The organism is Variovorax sp. 01T432 (assembly GCF_056398605.1).
The window spans coordinates 1-9,713 of record NZ_JBFTPS010000099.1; the positions used below are offsets into that span (position 1 = coordinate 1).

10 protein-coding genes and 1 pseudogene are annotated in these 9,713 nt (G+C 64.5%); 5 read left to right on the top strand and 6 right to left on the bottom strand.

The window, feature by feature from the left end; all coding sequences use genetic code 11:
* Window positions 1-256, top strand: a pseudogene (locus AC1DNF_RS34910) (IS110 family transposase); the annotation flags it as partial.
* Between the two features lie 408 nt (window positions 257-664).
* Here AC1DNF_RS34910 and AC1DNF_RS34915 read toward each other — a convergent pair.
* The 5 genes from AC1DNF_RS34915 to AC1DNF_RS34935 form a co-directional block, all read right to left on the bottom strand.
* The gene (locus AC1DNF_RS34915) at window positions 665-1,153 is read right to left on the bottom strand and encodes a helix-turn-helix domain-containing protein (RefSeq protein WP_478153431.1); all 489 of its coding nucleotides are present in this window, start codon (window positions 1,151-1,153) and stop codon (window positions 665-667) included.
* 148 nt (window positions 1,154-1,301) lie between these two features.
* Window positions 1,302-2,321, bottom strand: coding sequence for a Bug family tripartite tricarboxylate transporter substrate binding protein (locus AC1DNF_RS34920; RefSeq protein ID WP_478153433.1), 1,020 nt, complete (start codon window positions 2,319-2,321; stop codon window positions 1,302-1,304).
* A 38-nt stretch (window positions 2,322-2,359) separates the two neighbouring features.
* The gene (locus tag AC1DNF_RS34925) at window positions 2,360-3,481 is read right to left on the bottom strand and encodes an alpha/beta hydrolase (RefSeq protein ID WP_478153435.1); all 1,122 of its coding nucleotides are present in this window, start codon (window positions 3,479-3,481) and stop codon (window positions 2,360-2,362) included.
* A complete protein-coding gene (locus tag AC1DNF_RS34930; protein WP_478153436.1) occupies window positions 3,478-4,215 on the bottom strand; it encodes a TetR/AcrR family transcriptional regulator in 738 nt (245 codons plus the stop codon). Before AC1DNF_RS34930 ends, AC1DNF_RS34925 begins: the two co-directional genes overlap by 4 nt.
* Before the next feature lie 4 nt (window positions 4,216-4,219).
* Window positions 4,220-5,989, bottom strand: a complete 1,770-nt coding sequence (locus AC1DNF_RS34935; protein ID WP_478153437.1) for an FAD-dependent monooxygenase — start codon at window positions 5,987-5,989, stop codon at window positions 4,220-4,222.
* 133 nt (window positions 5,990-6,122) lie between these two features.
* Between AC1DNF_RS34935 and AC1DNF_RS34940 the strand changes: the two genes are divergently transcribed.
* A complete protein-coding gene (locus AC1DNF_RS34940) occupies window positions 6,123-6,647 on the top strand; it encodes a VOC family protein (protein ID WP_478153439.1) in 525 nt (174 codons plus the stop codon).
* Window positions 6,648-7,194: 547 nt separating this feature from the next.
* Here the strand turns inward: AC1DNF_RS34940 and AC1DNF_RS34945 are convergent.
* Window positions 7,195-7,962: a DNA-binding protein gene (locus AC1DNF_RS34945; RefSeq protein WP_478153441.1), complete on the bottom strand. Its 768-nt coding sequence runs from the start codon at window positions 7,960-7,962 to the stop codon at window positions 7,195-7,197.
* Window positions 7,963-8,338: 376 nt separating this feature from the next.
* Between AC1DNF_RS34945 and AC1DNF_RS34950 the strand changes: the two genes are divergently transcribed.
* The 3 genes from AC1DNF_RS34950 (at window position 8,339) to AC1DNF_RS34960 (ending at window position 9,386) form a co-directional block, all read left to right on the top strand.
* Window positions 8,339-8,590, top strand: coding sequence for a type II toxin-antitoxin system ParD family antitoxin (locus tag AC1DNF_RS34950; RefSeq protein WP_478153443.1), 252 nt, complete (start codon window positions 8,339-8,341; stop codon window positions 8,588-8,590).
* Window positions 8,587-8,904, top strand: coding sequence for a type II toxin-antitoxin system RelE/ParE family toxin (locus AC1DNF_RS34955; RefSeq protein ID WP_478153445.1), 318 nt, complete (start codon window positions 8,587-8,589; stop codon window positions 8,902-8,904). Before AC1DNF_RS34950 ends, AC1DNF_RS34955 begins: the two co-directional genes overlap by 4 nt.
* Window positions 8,905-9,239: 335 nt before the next feature.
* Complete coding sequence (locus AC1DNF_RS34960) at window positions 9,240-9,386, top strand: hypothetical protein (RefSeq protein WP_478153447.1); 147 nt, start codon at window positions 9,240-9,242, stop codon at window positions 9,384-9,386.
* Window positions 9,387-9,713: the final 327 nt, after the last annotated feature.

The window sequence follows — 9,713 nt, forward strand, 5'->3', positions numbered from 1 at the left end:
TCAGCTGCACACGGTGGACATGGGCACGGGTGAGATCGTCAACGTGCAGATCAAGCGAGCCAAGGTCATGGAGCACTTTGCCAATCGCCAGCCCTGTCTGATCGCCATTGAAGCCTGCGGCGGTGCGCATCACTGGGCGCGTGAATTGACGGGGCTAGGCCACAGCGTGCGCCTGCTGCACGCCAAGGCGGTGCGCCCTTTCGTGAGCGGCAACAAAACCGATGCGACGGATGCTCGAGCAATCTGGCTACTGGTCCTTGGCGTCGAAGACCATGCGCACCGCGCGATCCATAACCTCGGGGGAAAACTTCGGGGACTTCCTCATCTTGGCTCCATTCTCTATCGAAGGAGCCTCCTCAAAATCCGGGGCGGTTCAGGCCGCATGCGGCGTGAGGCCGAGAAGTTCAATGAACAATCAACCCTCAACCGAAAGGATATTGTCCAGTCTTCGCAAGGGCAGTGAGGCAGCAACGAGTGAAGTGATGTGAAACAGGTCAGACCGGGACGAGCTAAACCTGAACTGATTGCCGGACATAAAGAGTCCGTCCCTGAGACGAGGTGCTTGTCAGCGGATATGCATCGGGGCCAGCGGGCAAGCCTGGGAAACCAGACGAACCATGCAAACAAGGCCGGATATATACATGGACGCCCCCAGTTTGCAAGGCTACAGCCCGACGACATCCAGCAGCTTGTCCTCGAAGCGCGGGTCTCGCGAGAGCTTGAAGCTGCTCTGGCGATGCGGCTTCAGGCCGTTTCGCTTCCACACGCGGCGGATGGTTGTCGGCCCCACCCCGAGTTGCGCAGCCAGCGTGCGCGTGCTCCAGTGCGTGGCCGCGATGAGCTTGTCGTGAAGCGTCTTGTCCACGATGCTCGATTCGAGCTCGGCCGTCACACTGGGAGTGCGCCCGGGGCGCGGCGCATCATGCATCAGGGCCTCGACCCCGCCGTCCAGGAAGCGCTGGCGCCACAAAGCCACCTGGCGCCGATCCAGGTCGACCTCGGCGGCGATGTCCTTGTTCTGCCAGCCCTGGGCGGCCAGCAACACGATCTTGGCCCATTGCTGCACGCGGGCCTCGACGCGGCCTCGCCGCGCCAGGGCAGTCAACTCTCGTTGAACAGCAGCATCCAGTTCGATCCTTGGGGCAATGCGCATTACGACCTCCGTCCGGGTCGGAGTGTGCCGCATCAAATAAGTTCCACTATTTCGAGCGCACTACACTAGCTTGCCCCCCATTCAAGGAAAGGGAGATCATTGAGTTCTTACACGGGGCCGAGGGCAGCGGTTGTCTGTCTGGGCAACTTTACTCCGGCACGATGTTGGCGGCGCGGATGACTCGCCCCCAGCGCTCACTTTCCGACTTCAGCTTGGCGCGCAACGACGCTGCGTCGGCGAATTCCGGATCGATTGCCTGCACAGCGAGGCGCTCCTTCAGTCGAGGCTGACCCAGTGCCTTTTGCGTGGCCGAGGCGATCGCCTTTGCCACTTCGGGCGGCGTGCCGGCGGACGCGAAGAGACCCCACCACGACGTCACGTCGACCTTGGGAAAGCCCGCCTCGGCCATCGTCGGCACAGCAGGCAGTGTCGGCGCGCGACGGGCGCCGGTCACGGCCAGCGCCCGGATCTTGCCCGCATCGATCTGCGGCCTGGCGCTGCTCAGCCCGGTGAACAGCATCGAGACCTGCCCTCCGATCACGTCGGTCAGTGCGGGCCCGACGCCTTTGTACGGGACATGGATCATGTCGGTGCCGGTCTCGGTGCGGAACAATTCGCCCGCGATGTGGGGCGGGTTGCCATTGCCTGCGGAAGCGAAGGAGAGGCGGCCCGGATTCGCCTTCGCGAAGCTCACGAGTTCCTTCACGTTGCTGGCCGTCACGCCGGGGCCGATCACCATCACCAGCGGCGCGACGGCCACTCCGGCAATGGGTTGAAGGTCCTTCATGGGGTCGAAGGGCATGCGCTTGAACAGGCTCGGATTGACGGCCAATGCTAGGTCGCCCAGCAACAAGGTCGTGCCGTCCGGCGCTGCCTTTGCCACGTAGTCGGCGCCGATGTTGCCGCTGGCGCCGGCCCGATTCTCAACGATCACCGTGTTGCTCAGCTCGGTCCCCAGCGCCTCGGCTAGATGGCGGGCCAAGATGTCGGTACCGCCGCCGGCCGCGTACGGCACGATGATGCGGATGATCTTGCCGGCCGGCTGCGCCAGCAGCTGCGCGCCGCCGGTCATCAGGAGGACGGCGAGAGCCGATCCGGCCAATTGGCGCAGGGCCGTCCGCCTGGCCGCTCTCTTGGCCGGTCGAAGGAAAGATGAGCTAAATTTCATGCGTTATCCAAGTGGTCTCTGTTGTAAGTTGCCGGTCGTCAGTCGCGCGACCAGGCCATGAGCAGATCGGCCGCTTCGTCGATCATCGATTTCTGCGTCAGGTAGTGCGGCGCGCCGACGATTCGTCGAAGCGCTCCACGCTGGCCCGCCGCCGCCTGCCATTGCGCGATGTGGCTCGGGAAGACGGTCTGGTCGGCCGTGTAGTCGACGATCAGCACGGGGACGCGGGTATCGGCAAGGCAAGCCGGTCCGTGGGCACGCGTGTGCCGCGGACTCCATTGACTGAGAAATGAGCGCAGGGTGCAAAAGCGTGCCAAGCCGTTCGCGGCCGCGTTGTAGAGCCGTGCGTCCCCGCCGAGCCCACCCGCCGCTCGATCGTTGGCGTCCAGCGTCAGGTCGACGGTTCTGGGATCGGCCTGCGTTCGGCGGATGATGAAGGCGTCGTCGGCCACCTCGGGCGCGCAAGTGCGGTCGAGCACATGCAGGCGTTCTTCGACCCAGGCGGTGATTTTCTCCAGGCGCGCGGCTTGAGCCGCCTGGAAGCCTGCGACCCAGTCGCGCGGCAACGGGGTCGCACGCGCGGGCTCGAAGAGGTCGAGCGCCGGGTCGATGCGTGTGGCATCGTTCTCGTCGAGCACCGATGGATCGATCTTCGCCAGCAGTTGGGTGGCTCGTCCGGGATGCGCGGCCACCAACGCGATGGCGTCGGCGGGTGGCAGTGCCGCGGACGCGATGCTGCAGGGGCGTCCGTCCGGCGTGGTGCTGATGGTGGGCTTCTCGGCTTGCTGCTGATAGAGCGCGGCGAGCGAACCGCCGCCGGAGTTGCCCAGCATGACGATCTTGCGGTAGCCCTGTTCGCGCAGGAAGCGCATCCCCGCGCCGATGTCGTGCAGAGCGTTCTCCATCAAAAGCATGGTGTCATTGCCCACGTAGCGCGTGTTGAGCGCGAGAATCCCGGCGCCGCGCGCCGCGATCGGACCCAACAGGTAGTGGCCATGGAAATTACTCGTCGGATGAAAGACGATGAACGCCAGCTCCCGCGACTGGTCGTGCGCGGGGACGTAGTGTCCGTAGACCAGCGGATTGCTCCGTTGGAGCCCGCTCTGGCTTTCCATGTAGCCACCGTGCTGGGTCGGCAGGGCAACAAGCTGGGAATTCATTGCTTCCCTTTCGCGAGCGCCAGCAGCGGCTTGGGCTTGAAGTGCTTCTCTTCGAGGATCACGCGGCCGATCTCGTGGTTAGCCGCGAACATTTCCCGGCACCATAGATAGGCCTGGGCGATGCAGGCGGCGGGCTTGTCCTTGCCGCCCTGGCTAGACCATTGGTGCAGGCCCAATTCGCCGATCTTGACGGCCATCGCCGCCGCCAGCGCGGCATGGGCGGCGGCGTTCGGCCCTGGAGGTGTCTGGGCGACAAGGCGCTCCTGCAGCTTGTCTTGGAGTTCCGCGTACCAGGCCGCGCGCCGGTTGACGAAGTGCCGGGAGCGAAGGGCGCGCAACAGGCGCACCAGATTGAGCGGATCCTTCGAGAACTCTTCCATCTGGTCGATCCGCGCCAGCACCGCGGCCGACAGGCCGTCGTCGGCTGGCAGGTGCCGATCCAGGGCGGCGAAGTACTCTTCCATCGAGCGCCGCAGGTCGAGGTAGATAACGTCGGCCTTCGACTCGAAATGGCGAAAGAACGTTCGCGTCGAGATGTCCGAGCGCGCAGCGATGGCCTCGACCGTCGTGGCCTCGAAGCCATTGCCTTCCTCGCCGCCGTTCTCTTCGAACAACTTGCCTGCCTCTTCGTAGAGCGTCCTTCGCAGGCGTTCGTGACGGCGCTGGATGGTGCTGAGGCCGGCGGAGGGCGCGAGTTCGTCCGCGTGCGGCATCGATTGGAGTTTTTGCTTCATGGGGTCAGGCTCCGCGTACGCGGTCGATCAAGGATTCGAGGCCTTGTGAGGGAAGGCTGTCGCCCATCCAGGCGACGTGCTGGTCCGGGCGCACCAGCACCAGCTTGGCCGAATAGGCGTGCCGCACCGTAGGCTCGAGACAGGTGACGACCTGAAGCGGCAATTGAACCGCGGCGGCCGCATTGGCGAACTGGTCGATGGCCTGGCCATCGTCGGCAAGGGCCATCAGCGTGAAGTCCTTGCCGAACAGGTCCAGCGTCGATCGGCCATCGGCCAGCCAGACATGCGGCGCCCGGGCTCCGACGCGGGCACCGTAGGGATAGACCATCACTTCGGCGGGCGCAAGCTCTTCCCATGGCAGGTCGATCTGCGCACCGTCGGCCAGGTGGACACCCAGGCGCTGCCGTTCGCGCAGCGTGGTGGCCGTCACGGGCGAGCCATCGCTGAAGAAGGCCGGCAATCCATTGCTGTCGCTGCCCCGTGCATCCGCTCGCGTCGATTCGCCTTCGCCCGCCTGGCAGATGGGCGAGCCCGCGTAGCAATAGGCCAGGTCGACGCCGAGCTTGTACCACTCGCGCAGCATGGTCGCGGAGAAGCTGCGGCCCAGGTTGTAGCGCGCGATCGCGCCCTCGCGGGTGGCGTCGAGCAGGCCCGGCTGCCGGCCCGGCGAAAGGGTCCGCATCAGGTTGCCGGTGGCCTCCTTCACCGTGCGCAGCGCGATGGCGCGCCGTTCGGTGTCGTACGACGCGAGCAGTCCCGGTCCTCCCCAGCCACGCAATGCGCCCTGGAGCTTCCAGGCCAGGTCGACGGCATCCGCGATGCCGGTGTTCATGCCGAAGCCGCCCGTGGGGGACATCACATGCGCCGCGTCGCCGGCTAGGAAGATACGGCCTCGGCTGAAGTGCGTCGCGACGAGTTCCCGGCGCGCCCATGGCATGGCCGACAGCACCTCGAACGGCAGGTCGGCACCGATCGCACGGCGGATCGCCGCTTCGATCTGCTCGGGCGTGAGCTTGCCGGTGTGTCCCACACCGATGAGCGAAAGCCGCCAGACGTCGCGGCCGCTGATGGCGACCATCGAGCCCCAGGTGCCTTCCTCGCCGATGAAGAAGTGGCGGTACGCGAGCGGCTTGTCGTAGACGCCGTAGAGGTCGGGGCAGCGGAACATCACGTTCGTCGAATAGGACAAGACGTTCTTCGACGCCGGATCGGCGCCGATGGCCTGGCGGATGCCGCTGCCGCCGCCATCGCAGGCGACCAGATAGCGCGCCGTCAGCGTGTGCTCCTCGTTCGTCTTCAGGTTGCGAACTCGCGCCGACACGCCGTGTTCGCTTTCCTCGAAGCCCAGATACGAGTGCTCGTACTTCAACTCCACGTGCTCGAACGAGCGCGCGTGGCGCTGCAGGATGGGGTCGAACATCGTCTGCGGGCAGCGGATGCGCGATTCCGGACTGTGGCCGGTGCGGCGCTCCTCCGCGCCACCCGAGGGCGTCGCGAAGCTCTCTCGCCCGATTTCGTAGCCCGCGATGCCGGTCAGGTAGACCATGTCCTGCGGATAGTCCTTGGGGAAGTCGCAGGCCTTCATCTCGTCGACGATGCCCCATCGGCGGCAGAACTCCATCGTTCGCACGTTCACGCCATCCATCTTGGGCTGTGCGATCACGCCGTCCGTCTGCTCGACCAGCGCGCACTGGATGCCTCGCCATCCGAGTTCGCCCGCGAGCGCCAAGCCCACCGGACCCCCACCAACAATCAGAACCTCTGCTTCACTCATAAATCCCGCCATTCCTTCAAACGAAGGGCGATTCTATGATTTATGGCATCAGTGTCAATATGGCATTGATGCCATTTATCGCGCACAATGCGCCTGCGCAGGACATCCGGTCCTGCAAGCAACAGGAGCACCTATGACTTTCACCCCGCTCGGGCTGGACCATGTGGCGTATCGCTGCAAGGACGCCAAGCAAACGACCGAGTTCTATACGAAGTTGCTGGACATGCCGCTCGTGGCCGCGATCACTTCCGAATATGTGCAGTCGACCAAGGAGCGCTGCCCGCACATCCACATCTTCTTTCACATGCGCAACGGCGGCTGTGTCGCATTCTTCGAGGTTCCCGAGGAGCCGCCGATGGGCCGGGACCCGAACACGCCGGAGTGGGTGCAGCACCTGGCACTCGAGATGCCCGACCGGGAGAGCCTCATGGCGGCCAAGGCGCGACTGGAAGGCGCGGGCGTCCAGGTGATCGGGCCGAAGGACGGTCACATGTGCGTGTCGATCTATTTCTTCGATCCGAACGGCCACCGCCTCGAACTCACGAACCGCAAGGTGGTCCCCGACGAGCGTACCGCACGTGATGCCTATCGCATCCTCGAACGCTGGAGCCAGACGAAGGCCGAGGTTTGCGATCTCGAGTTGGAGCACCCCATCTAACGAAAGAGGAACTCAAGCGCATCCGATCAGCGAACAGAGGCTCTGGAGGCCCATGGCGAGCGGCGGCGCATGACTTGGCTTGAGACAGGAGGGCAGGGGCGCCGGCGAGAGCCCTTTTTTGGAATCCGCCCATGGTTCCTCGTCCATCTTCGTTGGCCATGCGACGGCGATTCAAGGACTGCCCAAGGTCAGACCCGTGCTCACTTGGATGGCTTCTTGCCCCGCGCTGCCCGAGCGGCCTGAGGCTTCCCAACGGTCTCCGCCCGTCTCTCTGCCGGTCTAGCCTCGAGCTGGCGTAGCGTCGTCGCCTGCTCTTCGCGCAAGCGGACTGTTTCGCGCTCGGCCTTCTCTTCCTGGCGCCGCAGCCGATCGCCCAGGGCTGTTGCGCGCTGCTCTGCTCCGGCGACGCGCTCGCGCAGGGTTGCCAGCTCTACTCGCATCTCCTGCTCTTCGCGCGACCAGGCGGCCGCCGTCACGCTGTGCGCGGCCTTCTCGGCCTGTAGCGTTTGGTCTGCCGTGGCCTGAGCGGTACGCGCTGCCTCGAGCTCTACCGCCCGGGCCTTCTGCTCCTTCGCGAGATCTGCGGCGGCTTGGCGCGCGGCCCCCGCTCACGGTCGACGTCGGCAAGGAGCCGGCGTTCGTGCGCAACATGGCGCTGCTCGGCTTCCCTCGCGTCACGCTGAGCCGCGCTCAGTTCCATTGCTGATTTCTCGCGCAGGGCTTCCTTGCTGGCCGCGGCCTCCTCGAGCGCCTTGCGCAGGCGCCGCACTTCGGCTTCCGAGTCGCTGAGGAGGCGCGCTGATTCCCGCTGCTGGGTGTGCATCTGGGCCTCGATGGCCGCGACAGCCTGACGCGATGAGGCCAGCGCCTCATCGAGCGCGAGCCGGGCCTGCTCGAACGACACCTCGCGCTGGCTCAGTTCGGATTCCTTCTGTGCGAGCGCTTCGCGCTGCAGCTCGAGCTCGCGCCGGGCCGCTTCGGTCTTCTGGACCTGCATCTGGTCGGCTTCGCGCCGGGCTGTCTCCCAGAACAGCTTGGCAGCCTGGACGATACCCAGAGGCAGCTGATGCGCCTCGCCGTCGGCCAGGTTGGCTCCCTGGCCCTCCAGGCGCTTGCCGAGCGTGGCGAACCATCGTTCCAGCATGGGGCTCACGGTGTTGGGCGAGCCGCTGCCGATCTTCTGTCGCACGCGCTCGATCGTCGGGCGCAGGCCTTCCTGCAGCAGCACATCGGCCGCTTCCCAGACCTGCGCCTCCTGGATCCCGCGGCCGCCGCGAATCGGGTGAATGTTGTCGCTCGAACTTTTCAGATCCATGCCCTACTGCTGGGTCCTACTTTACTTGCGATAATAAAAAGGTAACGCAAGGTCTCCCTTGGCGACTGGCCCGGGCCGCGGGGGGCACCGGGAACCTCTCGAGCGTGTGATGACCATGCTGCGGCGGCCGCGCTTGATGGCTCACGGGGCGTGATGCCGGCCTGTCGCCGGCAGAGGCGAGCCCCTTGAATGCGTCGAGCCATGGGAGCGCTGACGACAGCGGAAATCTCGAACAATTGAATTGAATCCTCGAACCTGGCCATCCCGGCTTGCCAGTGCTCCCGCGGGTGAAAGCGCATCGGCCCCGCTTGCCGCTCCAAGCATCGTCGTGACCTGTCGGTCTTGACAACTATTGATAGTCGCGCAATCATGACACATGAGCACGAACACGATGAGTTTCGCCCTCCCGGAAGCCCTTCGCAGCTATGTCGACCAACGCGTGCGCTCTGGTCAGTATGGCAATACCAGCGAGTACCTTCGTGAATTGATCCGGCGAGACCAGGAAGAGCAGGCAAAGAAACGTCTGCGGGAGTTGATCGAGGAAGGGCTGAGCTCAGGCAGTGGTCGCACGCTCACGCGCAGCGTCGCGGTTGAGTTGAAGGAGCGTGCCCTGGGCGCTACGCGTTGAAGCCGGCCAAGGTGCGCCCGCTGGCCGAGCAAGATCTGGTCGACACCGCGGCCTACTACGCGCAAAAGGGCGGGCGGGCGTTGGGCGAGCGGATGTTCGATGCAGCCCTTGCCGCACTCAAACCGATTCAGCGGATGCCGGCAATGGGCTCGCCGCGGCTGGGGCAGTTGTGCGAGATCGCCGGTTTGCGGTCCTGGCACGTCACGGGGTTCCCAGTCCAGTGGCTTTACTTTGAAACCGAGGACCATCTGGATGTGATTCGCTTGCTTGGCGACCGGCAAGACGTAGCAGCCATCCTGAGTACCGGCGATTGATAAGCGTATCAGATCGGGAAGGTCAGCATTTGGCTGCGGCAGTCGCCTGGATCGCATGCGCTGCAGGGCTGGGAGGCAAAGCGTCCATCCCGCACCGCGCGGCGCAGAACACCATTCGGGATGCATTGACAACGACATCGTGCGGACGGTTGGCAACGGACGACCAGAAAATACGCGGCTCTCATCTGACAGCGCTACGACGACTGGAACGTCACTGCGCCATATCGAACAGTCGGTGAGGTCTCATCCCCGGGTCACAGTTCAATCGGCAGGTGGGGATCAAGATTCAATCGCGCCCAACCCTCAGACCCATTCCGACATACGATTTCGCCATCATGAACGACGAGTTCCACACCACCCTCCACGACTTGCAGGACAGGTTTGAACATGAGCGCCGGTCAACGCGCAGGACATTTTTGTTGACGGCCTCTGCGTTGCTGGGCGGCACTGCCATCGTGATCCTGGTGAAGCTGTTCGCATAGCCGCACCGGCGCGACGACATCGTTGCGCCAGCAACCGCGCGGGTTCAAGAGCGTCAAGAAGGTGTTCGGGAGTAGCCAACCTGGCCGTTGGGCCGCGCGTGGACCGGGCCCTTTTCCCTTGCGCGCGCCCGAATTTTCGGGCGCGGAGCACTGCCGTGAACGGAAGTCTTTCAGACATCGGACTGATATGGCCCGTTTTGTCAAGAGGGCACGAGGTATTTCCTCGCGAAGCTTCGCGATAGCGCATGGGATGACGAAGTTAAAAGAACGTCACACCGCACCTTGGACTCGACGCATGCAGCTTTAGCGACGATGAATCACGCTGAT

Excerpts from the sequence above, each read along its gene's own strand:
- AC1DNF_RS34915 (WP_478153431.1), bottom strand. The coding sequence starts at position 1,153 with ATGCGCATTGCCCCAAGGATCGAACTGGATGCTGCTGTTCAACGAGAG.
- AC1DNF_RS34920 (WP_478153433.1), bottom strand. The coding sequence starts at position 2,321 with ATGAAATTTAGCTCATCTTTCCTTCGACCGGCCAAGAGAGCGGCCAGG.
- AC1DNF_RS34925 (WP_478153435.1), bottom strand. The coding sequence starts at position 3,481 with ATGAATTCCCAGCTTGTTGCCCTGCCGACCCAGCACGGTGGCTACATG.
- AC1DNF_RS34930 (WP_478153436.1), bottom strand. The coding sequence starts at position 4,215 with ATGAAGCAAAAACTCCAATCGATGCCGCACGCGGACGAACTCGCGCCC.
- AC1DNF_RS34935 (WP_478153437.1), bottom strand. The coding sequence starts at position 5,989 with ATGAGTGAAGCAGAGGTTCTGATTGTTGGTGGGGGTCCGGTGGGCTTG.
- AC1DNF_RS34940 (WP_478153439.1), top strand. The coding sequence starts at position 6,123 with ATGACTTTCACCCCGCTCGGGCTGGACCATGTGGCGTATCGCTGCAAG.
- AC1DNF_RS34945 (WP_478153441.1), bottom strand. The coding sequence starts at position 7,962 with ATGGATCTGAAAAGTTCGAGCGACAACATTCACCCGATTCGCGGCGGC.
- AC1DNF_RS34950 (WP_478153443.1), top strand. The coding sequence starts at position 8,339 with ATGAGCACGAACACGATGAGTTTCGCCCTCCCGGAAGCCCTTCGCAGC.
- AC1DNF_RS34960 (WP_478153447.1), top strand. The coding sequence starts at position 9,240 with ATGAACGACGAGTTCCACACCACCCTCCACGACTTGCAGGACAGGTTT.